This is a genomic window from Kitasatospora sp. MAA19 (assembly GCF_029894125.1).
Lineage (GTDB): Bacteria > Actinomycetota > Actinomycetes > Streptomycetales > Streptomycetaceae > Kitasatospora.
Window position 1 is genome coordinate 515,614 of the sequence record NZ_JARXYZ010000003.1, and the last position, 19,836, is coordinate 535,449.

12 protein-coding genes are annotated in these 19,836 nt (G+C 73.7%); 11 read left to right on the top strand and 1 reads right to left on the bottom strand.

The window, feature by feature from the left end; translation table 11 throughout:
• The first annotated feature begins 2 nt into the window (after positions 1 to 2).
• The 9 genes from P3T27_RS08020 to P3T27_RS08060 all read left to right on the top strand — a co-directional run bounded on the left by P3T27_RS08020 (position 3) and on the right by P3T27_RS08060 (position 8,968).
• Complete coding sequence (locus P3T27_RS08020) at positions 3 to 1,289, top strand: type III PLP-dependent enzyme (RefSeq protein ID WP_280675723.1); 1,287 nt, start codon at positions 3 to 5, stop codon at positions 1,287 to 1,289.
• A gap of 47 nt (positions 1,290 to 1,336) precedes the next feature.
• Positions 1,337 to 1,603: a phosphopantetheine-binding protein gene (locus P3T27_RS08025; protein WP_280675725.1), complete on the top strand. Its 267-nt coding sequence runs from the start codon at positions 1,337 to 1,339 to the stop codon at positions 1,601 to 1,603.
• Between the two features lie 2 nt (positions 1,604 to 1,605).
• Positions 1,606 to 2,505, top strand: coding sequence for a hypothetical protein (locus tag P3T27_RS08030; protein WP_280675727.1), 900 nt, complete (start codon positions 1,606 to 1,608; stop codon positions 2,503 to 2,505).
• The gene (locus P3T27_RS08035) at positions 2,502 to 3,224 is read left to right on the top strand and encodes a hypothetical protein (RefSeq protein WP_280675729.1); all 723 of its coding nucleotides are present in this window, start codon (positions 2,502 to 2,504) and stop codon (positions 3,222 to 3,224) included. The genes P3T27_RS08030 and P3T27_RS08035 overlap by 4 nt, the downstream gene beginning before the upstream one ends.
• Complete coding sequence (locus P3T27_RS08040; RefSeq protein ID WP_280675731.1) at positions 3,221 to 4,381, top strand: acyl-CoA dehydrogenase family protein; 1,161 nt, start codon at positions 3,221 to 3,223, stop codon at positions 4,379 to 4,381. The genes P3T27_RS08035 and P3T27_RS08040 overlap by 4 nt, the downstream gene beginning before the upstream one ends.
• A gap of 203 nt (positions 4,382 to 4,584) precedes the next feature.
• Positions 4,585 to 5,160: a 4'-phosphopantetheinyl transferase superfamily protein gene (locus tag P3T27_RS08045; RefSeq protein WP_280675733.1), complete on the top strand. Its 576-nt coding sequence runs from the start codon at positions 4,585 to 4,587 to the stop codon at positions 5,158 to 5,160.
• Between the two features lie 153 nt (positions 5,161 to 5,313).
• Complete coding sequence (locus P3T27_RS08050) at positions 5,314 to 7,539, top strand: MMPL family transporter (RefSeq protein ID WP_280675735.1); 2,226 nt, start codon at positions 5,314 to 5,316, stop codon at positions 7,537 to 7,539.
• Between the two features lie 243 nt (positions 7,540 to 7,782).
• Positions 7,783 to 8,073, top strand: coding sequence for a helix-turn-helix transcriptional regulator (locus tag P3T27_RS08055; RefSeq protein ID WP_280675737.1), 291 nt, complete (start codon positions 7,783 to 7,785; stop codon positions 8,071 to 8,073).
• Between the two features lie 214 nt (positions 8,074 to 8,287).
• Entirely contained in the window at positions 8,288 to 8,968 is a 681-nt protein-coding gene (locus tag P3T27_RS08060; protein ID WP_280675739.1) for an AfsR/SARP family transcriptional regulator, read from the top strand.
• Between the two features lie 148 nt (positions 8,969 to 9,116).
• Here P3T27_RS08060 and P3T27_RS08065 read toward each other — a convergent pair whose 3' ends face one another.
• Positions 9,117 to 16,268, bottom strand: coding sequence for a non-ribosomal peptide synthetase (locus P3T27_RS08065; protein WP_280675740.1), 7,152 nt, complete (start codon positions 16,266 to 16,268; stop codon positions 9,117 to 9,119).
• A gap of 220 nt (positions 16,269 to 16,488) precedes the next feature.
• Here P3T27_RS08065 and sbnA point away from each other — a divergent pair, with 220 nt between their 5' ends.
• Both sbnA and P3T27_RS08075 read left to right on the top strand, forming a co-directional pair.
• Positions 16,489 to 17,526 carry a 2,3-diaminopropionate biosynthesis protein SbnA gene (sbnA, locus tag P3T27_RS08070; RefSeq protein ID WP_280675742.1) on the top strand — a complete coding sequence of 346 codons (1,038 nt, stop codon included), beginning with the start codon at positions 16,489 to 16,491 and terminating at the stop codon, positions 17,524 to 17,526.
• Between the two features lie 85 nt (positions 17,527 to 17,611).
• Positions 17,612 to 19,836, top strand: a 2,225-nt coding sequence (locus P3T27_RS08075) for a condensation domain-containing protein (protein ID WP_280675744.1), incomplete at its 3' end; no start/stop codon positions are given.

Below are 19,836 nucleotides of genomic sequence, written 5' to 3' on the forward strand. Positions count from 1 at the left end.
CCGTGAGCGTCGCATTCGAGGTGCAGGGCCTCGGGATCACCGAGCTCGCCGAGGAGTTCGGCACCCCGCTCTACCTGTACGACGGTGAGGAGATCACCACCCGCTTCCAGGGGCTGCGCGCGGCGCTGCACCCGGCGCTGGAGGTCTTCTACTCGCTCAAGGCCAACCCCAACATCTCCGTCTGCGCGCTGCTGCACAGCCTGGGCTCCCGCGCCGAGGTGTCCTCGCTGACCGAGCTGGTCACCGCGCGCCGGGCCGGGGTCGAGCCGCACGACATCATCTTCCTCGGCCCGGGCAAGAGCCGCGGCGAGGTGGCGGCCTGCCTGGACGAGGACATCCACGCGATCGTCTGCGAGTCGATCGGCGAGCTGGACCTGATCGACGAGGTGGCCCGCGAGCGCGGGATCACCGCGCGGGTCGCGCTGCGGGTCAACCCGAGCTTCTCGGTGAAGGGCTCGGGCCTGACGATGGGCGGCAAGCCGCGCCAGTTCGGCACCGACGAGGAGCTGCTGCTCGCCGAGGGCAAGGGCCTCGCCGCCCGCTACCCCAACATCCGGCTGATGGGCGTCCAGGTGTACCTGGGCACCCGCATCCTGATCGAGGAGTCCGTCGTCGAGAACACCCGGCGGATCCTGGAGCTGGCCGAGCGCCTCTCCACCGAGCTGGGCTTCCCGCTGGAGACGGTCGACGTCGGCGGCGGCCTGGGCATCGCCTACTTCGACAACGAGAAGGACCTCGACGTCGCCGAGCTGACCGCCCAGCTCAACCCGCTGATCGCGGCCTTCCGCGAGCGGCACCCGGACACCCGGATGATCATGGAGCTGGGCCGGTTCCTGGTCGCCGCCTCCGGCACCTACGTGACCCGGGTGCGCTACACCAAGACCTCGATGGGCGAGAACTTCGCGGTCACCGACGGCGGTACCAACCACCACATGGCGGCCGTCGGCATCGGCTCGTACGTGAAGCGCAACTTCCCGATGGCCGCGCTGGAGCGCCTGGACGAGCCGGCCACCGAGCCCTGGCACATCACCGGCCCGCTCTGCACGCCGAACGACGTCATCGGCAAGAAGGTCCCGATGCCGGCGCTGCGGGCCGGCGAACTGATCGGGGTGCAGCGCTCCGGCGCGTACGGGCCGACCGCCTCCCCGGTGCACTTCCTGAGCCACGGCTACCCGGCGGAGGTGCTCGTCCTGGACGGACGGCCGCACCTGATCCGGGAGCGCGACGACGTCGAGGCGATGCTCGGCCGCCAGCGGCTCTACCGCGCCGCCGGCGACGACCAGAACTGACCACCGACCGGCCGACCGACGGCCGGGACCAGCCCAAGGAGAACAGCATGACCGACACCGCCACCACCGACGCGAAGTACGTCGACGCCGTCCGCAAGGGCCTGTCGGAGGTCCTCAACAAGGACGTCTCCGGCGCCGACGCGAGCGTCCGCCTCTTCGACGAGCTGGGCCTGGACTCCAGCAGCGCGCTCGAACTACTCATCACCATCGAGGAGATCCTCGACGTGCAGTTCGACGCCGACGAGCTGGACATGACCCACTTCGAGACCGTGGGCTCGCTGGCCGGCTTCGTCGCCGCGGAAGCGAGCGCCTAAGCATGTTCCGCGCGACTGCGCCCGTGCGGCCCCCGGCCCCGGCCGGCGCGGACGGCCCGTCCGGCCCGGCGACGGCGACGGCGACGGCGGTCCTGCCGCGGCTGGTCCGGGCCGGCGTCCACACCCCGCCGGGGCCGGGTGCGCCGTACGAGCCGGAGGGCGCGCGGGAGGACTTCTACCGCGAGCTCGGGGCGCTCTACGGGGCCGCCTTCGACCGCGGGCAGTTCGCCGACTCGGGGCGGCGCACCTCGGTGGAGCTGGCCTACGGCGCGCTCGACGCGCTGGGGCCGCTGACCGCCGAGGAGTGCCCCGAGGTGGTGGTGGTCGCCTACGCCGCACCGGACTTCGACCACTCCGAACTGGTCGCCTCCTGCGTGAAGCGGCGGCTGCCGGGCGAGCCGCTCTCCTTCGCCCTGTCCGACCAGGGCGTGCTGGCGCCGTTCAGCGCGCTGCGGGTCGCCGTGGAGTACGCCCGGCGGTGCGGCTGGTCGCGGCTGCTGCTGCTGGTCGTGGACCAGGGCACCCAGCCGTTCCCGCTGCCCGCGACCGGACCGGCCGCCGTCCACGGGGACGCGGCGGTCGCGCTGCTGATCCACTGGGACGGCGGCGACGCGGCCCCGGCCGGGATGGCGCAGGGCCGCCCGGAGCCGGCGCTGTTCGCCGACTGGGACGGTTCGGCCGCACTGGTCGCCGGTTCCGGGCTGTCCGAGGGCGGCGCTGAACTTCCGGCCCACGACGGACCGTTGATCAGGGTGGCGGCCGGACAGCCCGCCACCGGCGGCTGGGCCGCCCTGCTCGCCGCCGCCGACCGGGACCGCCCGGTGGTGGTGGCCGACTACGACCGGGAACGCGACTTCCTGGCCTACTGCACACTCGACACGGGGGAGTTGGGGGTCCGATGACGGTTCCGGCCGAGGTGCGCGAGCACTGGCGGGAGGCACGGACGAGCGCGCGCAATGACGGCCTCGTCCCCGCACTGACCCTGCTCTCCCGCGCGCTGTCCCCCGGGGTGGCGCCGCGCGGCCCGCGCGGGCACGCCGTGGTCCCGCGCGAACTCCTGGGCGAACTCGCCGAGTCGGGTGACGACGACGCGGACGGGGACCGGGACCCGGTGCCCGGCCTCGCCGTCCTGGGCCCCGCCGGCCCGCCCCCGGACCCGTCCGCCCCCGACGCCCGGAACTGGGGCACCGGGCTCGCCTGGCTGCGGCTCGGCGCGTCCGAGCGGCTGCGGGAGGCCTGCCTCGCCTACCTGGCGGCCCGGCAGGTCGAGGGCAGCTCACTGCTGCTGCAGCAGCTGGTCAAGGGCGCGCTCGCCGACGTGCTGATCGACCACCTGGAGATCGAGGGCGTCCTCGACGACCTCGCCGAGGGCCCCGGACCGGACGACTCCCCGCTCGCCCCCGGCCTGCCCCTGGACGGGCCGGCCCTCGCCCGGCTCCAGGCGCAGATCACCCAGGCCGACCGGGCGCTGCTGCGGCTGCTCGGCGCGTACGGTTTCACCGCGGAGGGACCGGGCCGGGCGGCGTACGCCTCCGAGCTCCTCGCCGACGTGTACTGCGGCTGGCCGCGGCCGGCCGGGGACTCCGCACCGAACGTCGACTCCCGGAAGGGGAACGTGTGATCAGCCTGCCCGGCTCGCTGGAAACCACGCACCGGTACGTGCGGCGGTGGGCCGACGACCTGCGGGCGGGCGCGCTCGAGATCGACCGGGACCCGGAAGCCGTCCACCGCTACCTGGACCTGCCCGCCGTCCGGTTCCTGGCCGGCCACCAGGTGCCGCCGGAATGGGACCGCGCGTCCGCCGCGGCCGGCGCGGGCCCCGCGCACGGCCTGGCCACCCTGGAGCGGGTCCTGGTGAGCGAGGAACTGGCGCGCGGCGACGCCGGGATGATGCTGGGCGCGCCCGGCGCCTCGATGTGCGGGGTGCTGCTGAGCGTGCTCGGCAGCCAGGCGCAGAAGGACTGGGTGTACGGCCGGCTCGCCGAACGCCCCCGCTGGACCTGCTTCGCCCTCACCGAGCCCGACCGCGGCTCCGCCATCGGCGAGATGACCACCACGCTGACCCCGGTGGGCGACGGCTCGTACCTCCTGGACGGCGAGAAGCGCTACGTCGGCAACGCCGCGCGGGCCGACCTGGGCGCCGTGTTCGCCCGGGTCGCGGGCACCGAGCGGCTCGGCGTGCTGGCCGTCCTGGTGGACACCGCCGACCCCGGTTTCCGGGCGGAGCCGCTGCCCACCCTCGGCCTGCGCGGCGTCCAGCTGACCCGGATCACCCTCGACCGGGTGCACGTGCCGGCCGAACGGGTGCTCGGCGCCCACCTGCCGCCGACCCGGCGCGGGATGTGGAGCATCGTCTCGGTCTTCAACCAGCTCCGCCCGAGCGTGGCCGCGATCGCCCTCGGCATCGCCCGCGCCGCCCACGACTACGTCGCCGAGAACCGCGAGGTGCTGCGCGGCGCGGAGCGCGAGCTGTTCGAGTCGCTCGGCCAGCGGATCGACGCGGCCCGGCAGTTGACCTACCGGGCGGCCCTCGCGGTGGACCGCCGGCCGGCCGCCGGGCACCTCTCCTCGGCCGCGAAGGCGCGCGCCTGCGAACTCGCCGAGGACGTGACGATGCACGCGCTCGGTTTCTTCGGACCGGGCGCCCGGCTGGATCACCCGCTCCTCGACAAACTCGCCCGGGACGCCCGGGGCACCGAGTTCATGGAGGGGACACGGAACATCCAGAAGCTGAATCTGTTCCAGGGGCTGCACACCGGAAAGGTGGGCCGGCCCTGAACGGGACAGAACAACCGGCCGGTCGAGATTCGGTCGAGGTCTGGCAGATTCCGCTGAACGGCGGGGACCACCCGGATCAACCGGGCGGCGAAGCCCCCGGGGACGACCCGGACGGGTACCCCCGGCACCTGGAGGAACTGCTCGACGAGCAGGAGAAGGCGCGAGCCCGGAGCGGACGACTGCCCGGGCTGCGGCGCCGTTTCGTGCTCGCGCACGCCGCCACCCGGATCGTCCTCGGCGAGCGGCTCGGCCGCCCCCCGGCCGCGCTGAGCTTCACCCGCGGCCCGTGGGGGAAGCCGGAGGTCGAGGGTGCGGCCGGCCTGTACTTCAGCCTGTCGCACTCGGGCGAGATCGCCCTGCTCGCCCTGGCATCGCGGCCGGTCGGAGTGGATGTCGAGCTGGCCCGCGCCGACCTGGACATCGACCGGCTGGCCGGTCGCTTCTTCCCACCGGAGGAACGGCGGTTGGTGGCCCGGGACGGGCACGACGCCTTCACCCGGCTGTGGACCAGGAAGGAGGCGTGCGTGAAGGCCTCGGGCGGCAGACTCACCCAGGGCATGGGGATCCCGGTCGCGCACACCGGGCGGGAGGCGACCGTATACGCACGCTCCGGGCCACTGCCCGGGCCATGGAGAGTCGCCGACCTGCCGCTTCCCGAGCAATACGCGGGGTCCGTCGCCCTGATCGGCGACGGGCCCTTTAACGTGTCCCGGCGGATGTGGTATCAAATGCCGCCTGGGGAATCCGACGGAAACCCTCGTACGTCGGCTGTCAAGTAGAAGAAACTCCCCCTCCAATCGTCGAAGTTGTACCCGTGATCATGCGACGAAGCGTCACTAGATTCAGAGACGCAGGCGCACGCCGCACCGCACCGGCCGGACTCATTGGTCAGGCCCGTGTCCGATCCGGGCATTTCTTTTGAGGAGGGGAACGTGATCGTGGAAGGCAGGAACGTGATCACCAGGGCCGCTCGGTGGAGCGCCGTCCACCCCTGGTGGGCGATAGCGCTCTGGGTGGCGTTCGTCGTGGGGGCCCTCGTGGTCGGCGGCGTCACGGGCACCCGGCAGGCCACCACCTCCGACCTCTCCATCGGCCAGTCCGGCCGGGCCGCCGCGATCGCACGCAGCGGCGGCCTCCAGGAGCGCGCGGTGGAGAACGTCCTCATCACCCCGTGGGGCGGCGGCCGGCTCGACTCCGTCCAGGCGCAGTCCGCGGCCTCGGACGCCACCCGCGACCTGAAGGCGCTCCCCGGCATCCGGGCGATCGACGCCCCGGTGCCCGCCCCGAACGGCTCGGCCCTGCTGGTCCCGGTGACCCTCGACGGGGATCCGGAGACCGCCGCCGACCGGGTGCAGCCGCTCATCGACAGCGTGGCGAGGACCCACGGGTCGCACACCGAGCTGCGGATGGAACTGGTCGGCGCCGGCTCGATCAAGGCCGGGCTCAACGAGATGCTGAGCAAGGACCTCGGCAAGGCGACCGTGCTGAGCCTGCCGGTGACGCTGCTCGTCATGGTCTTCGTCTTCGGCGCCATCGTCGCCGCGAGCGTCCCGGTCGTGCTCGGCCTGTCCTCGGTGCTCGCCGGGCTCGGCCTGTGGGGGGTGGCCTCCCAACTGGTGCCCGACCCGGGGCCGGTGACCCACGTCATCGTGCTGATGGGCATGGCCATCGGGGTCGACTACTCGCTGTTCTACCTCAAGCGCCAGCGCGAGGAGCGGGCGTTGGGCGCGAACAACATCGACGCCATCGAGATCGCGGCCGCCACCTCCGGGCACTCGGTGCTGGTGTCCGGAGTGGTCGTCATGATCTCGATGGGGGCGCTCTACCTCGCCGGGCACCTCGCCTTCGAGTCGATGGCCACCGGCGCGGTGCTGGTGGTCGCCATCGCGATCACCTCCTCGCTGACCGTCCTGCCGGCCATGCTGTCCCGGTTCGGCCGCTACCTGGACTCCCCGCGGATCCCCCTGGTGTGGCGGCTCACCCAGAAGGGCGGGGTCAAGCCGCGGCTGTGGTCGACCATGCTCAAGCCCTCGCTGCGCCACCCGGTCATCGCGCTGGTGCTCTCGGTCGGTGCGCTGCTCCTCCTCGCGGTGCCCGCCCTCGGCCTGAAGCTCAAGGCCACCGGGATCGACGACCTGCCCCGGTCGATCCCGGCCATGCAGGCCAACGAGCGGTTGACCAACTCCTTCCCGAGCCAGGCGGACACCCACACCGTCGCGGTGAAGGTCCCGGCCGACCGGACCGCGGAACTGGGCACGGCGGTGGCCGCGCTGGTCGAACGCGCCGACCAGGACGAGCTCTTCGTCCATGACCCGGCGCCGGTGGTGCACACCTCCCCGGACGGCACGGTCGCCACCGTCGCGATCGGCACCCGGTTCGACAGCGGCTCCGCGCAGGCCCGCGCCTCGCTGGCCCGGCTGCGCCAGGACCTCGCCCCGCAGACCCTCGGCGCGGTTGCGGGCGCCGAGTTCGCGGTGGGCGGCAGCGACGTCGCGTTCGACGTCGACTACCGGGCGAACGTCATGCACAAGATGCCCTGGGTGCTCGGCGTGGCCCTGGTGCTGACCTTCCTGGTGATGACCGCCGCGTTCCGCTCGGTGATGCTCGCGCTGATCACCGTGGTGCTCAACGTGCTGTCCGCGGCGGCCTCCTTCGGCCTGCTCGCGCTGATCTTCCAGCACACCTGGGCGGAGGACCTGCTGCACTTCGAGTCCACCGGCCGGGTGGTCGCCTGGCTGCCGCTGATGCTCTTCGTGATCCTGCTCGGCCTGTCGATGGACTACCACGTCTTCGTGGTCAGCCGGATCAGGGAGGCGGCGCGCGGCGGACTCTCCGTCAGGGAGGCGGTCGAACAGGGCATCACCCGCACCGCCGGCGTGGTGACCAGCGCCGCGGTGGTGATGGTCTGCGTGTTCGCCCTGCTCGCCTCGCTGAACTTCATCGAGATGAAGCAGATGGGGGTCGGCATGGCCTGCGCGGTGCTGCTCGACGCGACGGTGATCCGGATCGTCGTCCTGCCGGCCGTGGTCACCCTGCTCGGCTGGAAGACCTTCTGGCCCTCGCGGCTCGCGCGCCAGACCACGACCCGGACCCCGCGGCTGCCGGCCATCGTGGTGGCCGCGGCGGCGGCCTCCGCCGCGCGCACGACCCTCCCGTAACACGGGGCACGGCCAACTCGACGGCCGGGGACGGGCTTAGCCCCTCCCCGGCCGTTTTCGTGCGTACACCCGGACGCAACCAGTCGTAACAAGGGGTTTGACGCCGACTGTCCCATGGTGGTTTGTTACGGGAGTTGTAGAATCGCATGCGCGTTCGTCGTCACGTGAGAGCCTTCCCGGCGCCGGGGGGCGCACCTGCCGGTGGACGCACCACGGGGAAGCAGGGCGGTCAGGGGGGTGGCCATGCACAGTGACGGCAGCCTCGCCTCAGCGCGCTGGCGCAATGAACTCACCCGGGTCGGGACACTGTCCGGACGGGAACGACAGGTCTTCTACCTGATCGGGGCCGGACACTCCAACCGCGGCGTCGCCGACCGACTGCACGTCACGGAGCGCACGGTGAAGGCGCACGTCGCCAACATCCTGGCGAAACTGGGGGTGGAGTCCCGACTTCAGGTGGGGCTGGTCGCACAGGTTCATCAACTCATGTACGAAGGTACATGGCCGGACGAGCCTTGCGTGTCCGATACTTGACCAGCGCGAATGATACCCAGGCTTTTCCCCTTTGTCAGGCCACCCTAAACAAGTCGACCACTGTTTGCGGTGGCAGGCCTGAGGTCGCAAGAGAAAAGCTTGTGGCTGGAGTTCATCGCTAGGGACGGGGAATTTGGTGTACATCTCCATATTAGGCCCACTATTGATCGGCGACGGTCAGCGCACCGTAGGTCTACGGGCGAAGAAGAACCGCGTGATGCTCACCATGCTGGCGCTCAACGCCGGTCAGGTGGTCGCCTTCGACGAGCTGATCGACGAACTGTGGGGGGAGGCGCCGCTCAAGAACGCGCGCAATGCTTTGCAGGCCAATGTCAAACGCATGCGCAAATCCTTGGCGGAGCTTGGTCTGGAGGGGCCGGACCAGGAGCTCATCCGCACGGTCGACAACGGATACATGCTGAACGTCTCGGAGGGCTCGGTCGACGCGTACCGGTTCCTGCGGACGGCGGAGAAGGGCGCGGGGCTGGTCAGTGACCGGCCGTTCGAAGCGATGGACACGCTCCGCGAGGCGCTCGCGATGTGGCGCGGACCGGCTCTGCTCGACACGAGCGACGGGCCTTGGTGCCGGGCTGTCGCGCTGCGTCTGGACGAGCAGCGCAAGACCGCCCGGGAGGACCTGATCTCGGCGCAGTTGCAGGCCGGTGAGGCGGGGGCGGTGGTCGCCGAGCTGAAGCAGCTGCTCGCCCAGTACCCGGAACGCGAGCGGTTCAGCGAGCAGTTGATGATCGCCCTGTACCGGTGCGGCCGGCAGTCGGAGGCCGTCGACATCTTCCACCGCACCCGGAAGTGGCTCGACGACGAGTTGGGGCTCAAGCCGAGTCGTCGTCTCCACCACCTCTACCAGGCGATCCTGATGCAGGATCCGTCGCTGTAGTCCGCCGGGGCGCGGGCAGCACGCCCCGTCGCGCCGACGGCTCCCCTCGGGGGCCGTCGGCGCTTTGGCGTGGGCGCCCCGACACCGGTGCATGCGCCTCGGCCCCGCAGCGGCCGGGCCCGGAGTCCGGGCCCGGCCGTCCGGCCGTTCAGGACCGGCGCAGCGCGGCGTCGGCCACCTCCCCGATCCGGCGGGCCGCCGCCCGGCCGAGCATCTCCTCGTGGCCGCAGGCGACGTCGCGCACCGTGAGCGGGCCGGTCAGGTGCGCGCGCCAGCGGTCGGCGAGCTCGGCGGCCGGGGCGCCCTGCACCTCGTCGGCGGCGGTGAACAGCAGCAGCGAGCCGTCGAACCGGCCCGGGGTGAACTCCCGGGCGATGTCGGTGTGGTGGCGCATCACCGCCATCAGCCGGCGGAGCTCCCCGTCGTCGATCCCGGTCCCGGTGGCGTGGTGGGCGAGGAAGGCCTCGCGGATCTCCTCGTCGGTGGGGTTGTGGTCCCCCGGCCGCACCGGGAAGACGTCCAGCGCCGCCAGGAAGGCCACCCGCTCGCCCGCCGCCTGGAGCTGCACCGCCATCTCGTGCGCGACCAGTCCGCCGAAGGACCAGCCCAGCAGGTGGTACGGGCCGTGCGGCTGCACCCGCCGGATCCTCGCCAGGTACGTGGCCGCCAACTCCCGTACGCCCTGCGGCCGCTCCCACTCCCCCTCGGGCGCGGCGACACCGTCGGACTGCAGCGCGTACACCGGCCGGTCCGGGTCGAGGTGCGGGGCCAGCTCCGCGTACGGCAGGCCGAAGCCGACGCCGCCGTGCACGCAGAACAGCGGCTCGGCGGTGCCGGTCGGCCGGATCGGCAGGACCGGTTCCAGCACCGCGGTGGGGAGCCGGTGCGAGGCGGCCGGCCGGGCGGCCGCGGCGAGGGCGGCCACCGTCTTGTGGGTGAAGACGTCGGCCAGCGAGAGGGTGAGCCCGGCCTTCGCGGCCCGGCTGACGATCTGCACCGAGCGCAGGCTGTCGCCGCCGAGGGCGAAGAAGTCCCCGTCGGCGCCGACGCGGTCGAGGCCGAGGATCTCCCCGAAGACCCCGGCGATGATCTCCTCGGCCGGCGTGCTCGGCGGCTGCTCCGGGGCCCCTACGGCGGCGGCGGACGCGGCACCGGGCGCCGGGAGGGCGCGGGTGTCGAGCTTGCCGTTCGCGGTCAGCGGCAGCGCGGGCAGCGTCACCAGGGTCGCGGGCACCATGTGCGCGGGCAGCGACTCGGCGACGAACGCGCGCAGCACCGGCACGTCGACGGCGGCGACGCCGGGCAGCGGCACCACGTACCCGGTCAGCTGGGGCACGCCGGTGGGCGAGGGGGCGACCAGCACCGCGGCCTGGGTGACCACCGGGTGGCGGACCAGGGCGGCCTCGATCTCCCCGAGCTCGATCCGGAAGCCGCGCAGCTTGACCTGGTGGTCGACCCGGCCGACGTAGTCGAGCGTGCCGTCGGCCCGCCAGCGGACCAGGTCGCCGGTGCGGTACATCCGGGTGCCGGCCGGCCCGTACGGGTCGGCGACGAAGCGCTCGGCGGTGGTGACCGGGCGGCCCAGGTACCCGTGGGCCAGGCCGGCGCCGGCGACGTACAGCTCGCCGGTGACGCCGACCGGGGCCGGGGCGAGGGCCGCGTCCAGGACGTACACCCGGTGGTTGTCCAGCGGGCGGCCGATCGGCGGGCGGCCGCCGCCCGGGCGCAGCGGGTCGCTCCAGGTGGCGCAGACCGAGGTCTCGGTCGGGCCGTAGGCGTTGCGGAACTCGACCAGCGGGGCGAAGCGGTCGACCAGCGCGGGCGGGCAGGCCTCGCCGCCGACCAGCAGGTGCAGGTCGGCGGGCAGCGCCACGTCCTCGGGCAGGCCGGCCACCACGGTGGGCGGCAGCACCACGTGGTTGATCCGGTGCTCGGCGAGCAGCGCGCCCAGCACCTCGCCGGAGATCCGGCTCTCGTCGGTGGCGACCACCAGGGTGCCGCCCGAGTACAGCGAGGCGCACAGCTCCCAGACGGTGGCGTCGAAGCTGAACGAGGCGAACTGCAGCACCCGGGTGTCCGGCCCGGCGCCCATCCGCGCCCGGTGGTTGGCGACCAGGTTGGCCGCCCCCAGGTGCGGCACCGCGACGCCCTTGGGGCGGCCGGTGGAGCCCGAGGTGTAGATCACGTAGGCGACGTCCCGCGGGCTGAGCGGCCGGGTGCGGTCGGCGTCGACGGGGTTGCGGTCGGGCCGGCCGGTCAGGTCGGACCGGGTGCCGAGGGAGTCCAGGACCAGCGGGACGACGCCGTCGGGCAGCCCGGGGAGCCGGTCGGCGACCGCCTCGGCGGTCAGCACCTGGGCGGGCGCCGCGTCGCCGAGCATGTAGGCGATCCGCTCGGCCGGGTACTGCGGGTCCACCGGCAGGTAGGCGGCGCCGGTCTTGAGCACCGCCAGCAGCGCGACCACCAGCTGCGGGGAGCGCGGCAGCGCCAGCGCCACCACGTCGCCCGGGCCGACCCCGCGCTCCAGCAGCAGGTGGGCGAGCCGGTTGGCGCGCTCGTTGAGCGCCGCGTAGGACAGCCGCGGCGTCTCCTCGCCGGCCGGCACCCCGTCGGGGGCGACCACCGCCGGATGGTCCGGGTCCGCGGCCGCCAGGCCCTCGAACAGGGCGGGCAGGGTGACCGGGGCCAGCGGGGCGGTCGGGCCGGACCACTCCTCCAGCAGGACCCGGCGCTCCTCGGCGGTGAGCAGGTCGAGGGCGCTGAGCGGGGCCTCGGGGGTGCGGGCGGCGGAGTCGAGCAGGGTGGCCAGGGCCCGGGCGAGGCGGGCCGCCGTCGCCCCGGTGAACAGGTCCTCGCGGTACTCCAGCCGGATGTCCAGCCCGGCCGGGGCACCGTCCGGGCCGGTCCGCTCCTGCACCTGGAAGGACAGGTCGAACTTGGCCGTGGTGCTGTCGACCGGCAGCACCTCGGCGGTGAGGCCGGGCATCGCGGGCAGCGGGTCGGCACTGTTCTCGAAGGCCAGGATCACCTGGAAGAGCGGCTGGCGGCCCATCGAGCGGACCGGGTTGAGCTCCTCCACGAGGTGCTCGAAGGGCAGTTCGGCGTGCCCGTAGGCGGTCAGGTCGGTCTCCCGGACCCGCCCGAGCAGGTCGGTGAACGCCGGGTCGCCCGAGGTGTCGGTGCGCAGCACCAGGGTGTTGACGAAGAAGCCGACCAGGTCGCGGACCGCGTCGTCGGTGCGCCCGGCCACCGGGCTGCCCAGCGGGATGTCGGTGCCCGCGCCCAGCCGGGTGAGCAGCGCCGCGAGACCGGCCTGGACGGCCATGAACAGGCTGGCGCCGCCGCGCCGGGCCAGTTCGGCGAGCCGGGCGTGGGTCTCGGCGGGCACCGTGCACTCGACCTCGGCGCCGTGGTGCCCGGCCCGGGCCGGGCGGGGGAAGTCGGTGGGCAGGTCCAGTTCCTCCGGGATGCCCGCCAGCGCCTCGCGCCAGTGCGCGAGTTCGGCACTGGCCAGGCTGTCCGGGTCGTCCTTGGAGCCGAGCAGTTCGCGCTGCCAGAGCGCGTGGTCGGCGTACTGCACCGGCAGCGGCTCCCAGCGCGGGGCGGCGCCGGCCAGCCGGGCCCGGTAGGCGTCGGAGAGGTCGCGGGCGAGCGGGCCGAGCGACCAGCCGTCGGCGGCGATGTGGTGCACCGTCAGGGCCAGCGCGTGGCGGTCCGGGCCGAGGACGAACAGCCGGGCCCGCAGCGGCACCCGGGCGGACAGCTCGAACGGGTGGGCGGCCTCGGCGGCCAGCGCCGCCGCCAGCGCGCCCGGCGGCTCCTGGGAGAGGTCCGCCACGACCAGCCGGGCGCCGGCCTGGTCGGCCTCCTCGGCGGAGAGCACCAGCTGCGAGGGCAGCCCGTCGGCCTCGGCGAAGACGGTGCGCAGGCTCTCGTGCCGGGCCACCACGTCCCCGACGGCGGCGGCCAGCGCGGCGGCGTCCAGCGGGCCGGTGAGGCGGACCGCCAGCGGGATGTTGTAGCTGCCGGTGGGGCCGTCCATCTTGTCCAGGAACCAGAGCCGCTCCTGGGCGAAGGAGAGCGGCACCGAGGACGGCCGCCGCGGCACGGCGCGCAGTGCGGGGCGGCCGGGGACCGGCTGCGCCGCGTCGGCGCCCCGGGCCGCCCCGGGGTCGAGGGCGCGGGCCAGCGCCTCGGCCGTCCGGGCGTCGAACAGCGCCCGCACCGGTACGTCCACGCCGAGCGCGGCGCGCAGCCGGTTGGCGACCCTGGTCGCGGACAGCGAGTGGCCGCCGAGTTCGAAGAAGTCGTCGTCGGCGCCGACCCGGTCGAGCCCGAGGGCCTCCGCGAAGACCGCGCAGAGCAGTTCCTCGCGCTCCCCCGCGGGCTCGCGTCCGGTGCCCGCCCGCTCGTCCGGCGGGGCGGGCAGGGCCTTGCGGTCGATCTTGCCGTTGGGGGTCAGCGGCAGATCGTCCAAGGGAACGTACACGGCAGGGATCATGTGCGTGGGCAGCACCGATGACGCCCGCTCCCGCAAGCGGTCGCGGTCGACCCCTGCCGGTACGACATAGGCGACCAGGCGGGCGTCCCCCGCCCGGTCGGTGCGGGCCGTGACGACGGCCCGCCGGACTCCGGGCTGCGCCGCGAGCACGGACTCGATCTCGCCGAGTTCGATGCGGTAGCCACGGATCTTGACCTGGTGGTCACTGCGCCCCGCGTACTCCAGGGCGGCGCCGGCCCCGTCCCAGCGGACGATGTCGCCGGTGCGGTACATCCGCGCGCCGCCCGGGCCGTACGGGTCGGCGACGAAGCGCTCGGCGGTCAGGCCGGGGCGGCCCAGGTAGCCGCGGGCCAGGCCGGTGCCGGCGAGGTAGAGGTCGCCGAAAGTGCCGTCGGGGACGGGGCGCAGCGCGCCGTCCAGGACGTACACCCGGGTATTGGCGATCGGGCCGCCGATCGGCGGCGGGCCGGCCACGGCGGCGGTCAGCGGCGCGGCGGTGGACCAGATGGTGGTCTCGGTCGGGCCGTACACGTTGGTCACGGACGCGCAGTGCGCGGTGAGGGTGCGGGCCAGCGGCTCGGGCAGCGCCTCGCCGCCGACCAGGGCGCGCAGGCCGGCCAGCCGGGGGGCGTGGTCGGCGGCGAGCGACTGCCAGAGGCTGGGGGTGGCCTGCAGGAGGGTGGCGTCCAGGCCGGTGACGGCGTCCGCCAGGGCGGCCGGGTCGCGGACCGTCTCGCGGTCGGCGACCAGCAGTTCGGCGCCGGCGGCGAGCGGGACGAACAGCTCCAGGTTGGCGATGTCGAAGCCGAAGGTGGTGACGGCGAGGAAGCGGTCCCCGGTGGTCACGGCGAAGCGGGCGACCATGTCCTCGACCAGGTTGACCAGCGCCCGGTGCGGCACCACGACGCCCTTGGGGCGGCCGGTGGAGCCGGAGGTGTAGATCACGTAGGCGGGGTGGTCGGCCAGCGGCGCCAGCGGTGCGCGCTGCCCGGGCGCACCGGGCACGGCGTCCGGCCCGTCCAGCACCCACAGCTCGCCGGTGCTCATCCCGCCCTCGTCGGCGAGGAGTTCACGCACCCGGCGGTGGGTGAGGGTGACCACCGGGGCGGCGTCCGCCAGCATGTAGCGCAGCCGGTCGGCCGGGTAGTCCGGGTCCAGCGGCAGGTAGGCCGCGCCGGACTTGAGGACGGCCAGGGCGGCCACCACCAGGTCGCAGGAGCGGTCCAGCGCGATCGCCACCACCCGCTCCGGGCCGGCCCCGGCGGCCCGCAGGGCGTGCGCCAGCGCGTCCGCGCGGTCGTGCAGTTCACGGAAGGTCAGGCGCTCCCCGCCGCAGCGCACGGCGGGCGCGTCCGGGGTGCGGGCGGCCTGCGCGTCCAGCAGCGGGGCCAGCCAGTGGCCGGACAGCGGCGTCCCGGTGGCGTTGCGGCCGTCGGTGACCGCGGCCCGCTCGGCCTCGTCCAGGACGTCCAGTCGGCCGCACGGCTCGTCGGGCCGGTCGACGGCGGCGGCCAGCAGCCGGGCGAAGCGCCGCCCGACCAGCTCGGCCTCGGCCCGGGTGACCAGCGCGGGCACGTGGTTGACCGCGAGGCCGAACGGCGTGCCCGGGAAGACCGTCAGGGTGACCGGGAAGTGGGTGGCGGAGCGGACGTCGGCGCCGACCACCCGGGGGCCGGTGCCGGTGGCCAGCGGCAGGCCGCCCATCGGGTAGTTCTGGAACATCAGGGCGGTGTCGAAGAGTTCGCCGCGCACGGCGGTGAGCTGCTGGACCTCCGCCAGGGTCAGGTGCTCGTGCGCCAGCAGGTCGGTCTGCGAGCGCTGCACGTCGGCGAACAGCTCGGCCGGGGTGCGGGCCGGGTCGACGTCCACCCGGACCGGGAGCGTGTTGGCGAACAGGCCCACCATCCGCTCGACGTCGGGGATCTGGGCCGGCCGGCCGGAGGTGACCGCGCCGAACAGCACGGTGTCCTGGCCGGTCAGCCGGGACAGCAGCAGCGCCCAGCAGCCCTGCACCACGGCGTTGACGGTCAGGCCGCGCGAGCGGGCGAAGCCGGTCAGCGCCGCGGAGACCTCGGGGGTCAGCTCCAGCGGGACGGCCTGCGGCAGCGCCCCCGCCCCCTCGGCCCGGGCCCGGCCCGCCGGCACCAGCCGGGTCGGGTCGGTGACCCCGGCCAGGGCGGTGGTCCAGGCCTGCCGGGCGGCCTCCTTGTCCTGCGCGCCGAGCCAGGCCAGGTGCGCCTGGTAGCGGGCCGAGCCGGCCTCCGGTCGGTTCGCCGGCGTGCCGCCGGCCTTCAGCTCCTCGGCGAGCGCGGCGAGTTCGCCGATCAGCGAGACCATCGACCAGCCGTCCACCAGGATGTGGTGGACGGTCCAGACCAGCCGGCTGCGCCCGCCCTCGGCGCGGGCCAGGGTGAGCCGCTGCAGCGGCGGGCGGGCGAGGTCGAAGCGGCGCAGCCGGTCCTCCTCGGCGAGCCGGTCGAACTCGGCCTCCGGCCCGGCCGCACCGGCCGCGACCGCGACCTCCCGCCACGGCAGTTCGACCGACGTCGGGACGACCTGGATCGCCTCGCCGTTCTTGCGGTGCCGGAAGCAGGCCTTCAGGTTGGGGTGCCGCTCCAGGAGCAGACCCGCCGCGGTGCGCAGCGCGGCGGCGTCGGCGTCGGTCAGCCCGTCCAGGTCGAGGACCAGCTGAATGGTGTAGACGTCCGTCCCCTCACGGTCGTACTCCGAGAGAAAGAGCAGTCCCTGTTGCAGCGGCGAGAGCGGAAGGACTTCACTGATGGCGGACGGCCGATTCAAACCGGGCTCCTCGGGAAGGCCTGCAGGTGCGGAATAAGAAACGCTTTCCGATGGCGCTGACGGGCAACTGACCGGCAGCTGACGAACCGCTGACGCGCACCGTCGAACCGGCCCGAAACCCTGGTGGCGGCCCCCGTCAGCAATCCGTCAGCCCCTCGTCAGCGCCCGGCGAGAGGCTTGCCGCCGAGGCTAATTCGTTACCGAAGGCCAGGAGTCTCCAGTGCCGGTCATTTCCGCGTCGCACGAATTCGAGGTCAGCGACCTCTTCGTGAATCTGCAGCCGTTCTTCGGGCACCGTCTCTTTCTGAAAGTCGAAGGGTTCAACTTCGCCGGGTCCATCAAGCTGAAAGCGGCCCGGGAAATGGTCGCGCAGGCCGAGGCGGCGGGCGTGCTCGGCCCCGGCTCGACCCTGGTCGAATCCTCGTCCGGAAACATGGGCGTCGCCCTGAGCGTGCTCGCCGCCAGCCGCGGCTACAAGTTCATCTGTGTCACCGACTCTCGCTGCAACGAGGTCACCCGCCGCACCATGGAGTCGTACGGCGCCGAGGTGCACCTGATCACCGAGCCGCACGAGACCGAGGGCTTCCTCGGTGCGCGGATCCGCCACGTCAAGGCGCTGCTCGCCGCCGACGCGAAGCGGGTCTGGCTCAACCAGTACCTGAGCCCGGGCAACTGGATGTCGCACTACCGGACCACCGCGCCGGCCATCGCCCGCCAGTTCCCGGACCTGAACGTGCTGTTCATCGGCGCGGGCACGACCGGAACGCTGATGGGCTGCGCCCGGTACTTCCGCGAGCGCCGCCCCTCGGTGCGGGTGATCCCGGTCGACAGCGTCGGCTCGGTCACCTTCGGCGCCCCGCCGGCCACCCGGCACATCCCGGGCCTGGGCACCAGCGTGCGCCCGGCGCTGCTCGACGAGTCGCTGGTGGAGAGCGCGATCCACGTCGAGGAGACCGACACCGTCCGCACCTGCCGCGAGCTGATGCGCAGCGGCTTCCTGTTCGGCGGTTCCACCGGGACGGCGGTCAGCGGGGCGCTGCGCTGGCTGAACGAACACTACGGCGACGGCGCGGGCGGCGTGCGCGAGCGGGTGACCGCCGTGACCATCTCGCCGGACCTGGGCGAGCGCTACATGGACACCGTCTACCACGACGAGTGGGTCCGCGGCTCGGTCGGCCCGGAGGGCCTGCTGCCCGGGGTCGAGCACCGGGGGCTGGGGACGGGCGTCGCCGCCGGGCTCCAGACCGTGTCCGGCTGAGCGGACGTACGGGGCGGGGTCGGCGGTGTCAGAGGTCGAGAGTTTCGAGGCGGGGCTGAGGCTGAGGATGACGGAGAGCAAAGCAGTGACGACAAACCGGAACGCTGTCCTGCCGCTCACCGCGGCGCAGGCCGAGATCTGGTTCGACGAGCAGTTCGCCGCCGGGCCGCTGGCCTACAACATGGCGGACTACATCGATCTGCGCGGGCCGCTCGACGCCGAGCTGCTCGGACGGGCGCTGCAGCGCCTCGGCCACGAGGCCGAGGGGCTGCGCGTGCAGTTCGTCGAGGAGGACGGCGTCCCCGGCCAGATCATCCGCCCGCTCGCCCGGATCCCCCTCAAGACGCTGGACTTCAGCGGCGAGGCGGAGCCGCTGGCGGCCGCCGAGCGGTGGATGCGGGCCGACCACGCCGACCCGATGAAGGTCACCGACTTCCCGCTGTTCCGCGGCGCGCTGATCCGGCTGGACCGCGAGCACCACCTGCTCTACCTGTGCATGCACCACATCCTCGCGGACGGGTTCAGCCGCTCGCTGCTCTACCCGAAGCTGTCCGGCGTCTACACCCGGCTGGCCGCCGGCGAGGGGCCGGCCGAGCTGGACGCCGACAGCATGCCGGCCTTCCACCGGCTGCTGGACGCCGAGCGCAAGTACCTCGACTCGTCGATGGTCGAGAAGGACCGCGCCTACTGGACGGACCGCCTCACCTCCGCCCGGCACGGTGCGGTGCCCGAGCTGGTCTCGCTCTCCGAGCAGGAGCCGGCCCCCGGCCGGGTCGCGCTGCGCGAGACGGCCCGGCTCTCCCCCGGGACCACCACCGCGCTGCACGCCCTCGCCCAGGACGGCAAGGTCACCATGCCGGTCCTGATGGTCGCCGCGATGGCCGCCTACACCCAGCGCGTCACCGGGATCCCGGCTCCGCTGCTGACCCTGCCGGTCACCGGCCGGGTCGGCGCGGTCAGCCGCGAGATCCCCGGCATGCTCGCCAACTACCTGCCGCTGGCCGTCCGGGTCCGCCCGGAGATGACCCGCACCGAGCTGCTGCGCGCGGCCTGGATCGAGGTCGCCGGCACCCTGAAGCACCAGCGCTACCGCGGCGACAAGGTCCGCCGCGACATCGGTCTGCGGATCGACGACCAGCGCGCCTTCGGCCCGTTCATCAACGTGCTCAACCAGGACCCGGAGCTGGCCTTCGGGGACGGCTGCCGCGGTGTCGTGGTCAACCTGTCCACCGGCATCGTCAAGGACCTCATCATGACGGTCCTCAACGCGGACGACGGCACCGTCGAGATCCACCTCGACGGCAACCCCGAGCTGTACACCGCCGCCGAACTCGCCACCCACCTCGCCCGGTTCGAGACCTTCCTCGGCACCCTCGCCACCATGCCCGCGGACCGGCCGCTCGGCCAGGTGGGCCTGGGCGCGACCGACGAGCCGCTCGGGCTGCTCGGCGCCTGGGACCCGGCCACCGCCGCCGACCAGGGCCTGGTCGAGCGGGTCCGTGCCATCGCGGCCGGCACGCCCGACGCGATCGCCGCGGCCGACGGCACCGAGCGGATCGACTACCGCGAACTGGTCGCCCGCGCGGCCGGCCTGGCCGCCCGGCTGACCGGGGCCGGGGTCACCACCGGCTCGGTGGTCGCGATGTTCGCCGAGCCCGGCGTCCCCTTCGTCACCGGCGTGCTGGCCGTCCAGGCCGCCGGCGGCGCCTATCTGCCGCTGGACCCGACCGCCCCGGCCGCCCGCAACACCGGCCTGCTGAACGACAGCGGCGCCTGCCACCTGCTGGTCGGCGCCGGGTACGAGGCACAGGCCGCCGACGTCGCCACCGAGGCGACCGCCGTCCTGCCGCTGGCCGACCCGGCGGACGCCGCGCACGAAGGCGAACTGCCGTCCGTCGGTGGCGGGTTGGACCTCGCGTACGTGATGTTCACCTCCGGCTCCACCGGCAAGCCCAAGGGCGCCATGGTGCAGCGCTCCGGCATGATGAACCACCTCTGGGCCAAGGTCGGCGACCTGGACCTGGCCGCCGGGGAGGGCGTCGTCCAGAACGCCCCGCTCACCTTCGACGTGTCGGTGTGGCAGATGCTCGCCCCGCTCATCGTCGGCGGCACCGTGCGGGTCTCCGGCACCGACATGGCCGCCGACCCCGACGCGCTGTTCGGCATGGCCCGGGACGAGCGGATCGCCGTCCTGGAGGTCGTCCCCTCGCTGCTACGCGCCGCGCTGGACGCCTGGGACACCGAGGGCGACGCGCCCCAACTGCCGGACCTGCGCTGGCTGATGGTCACCGGCGAGGCCCTGCCCGCCGA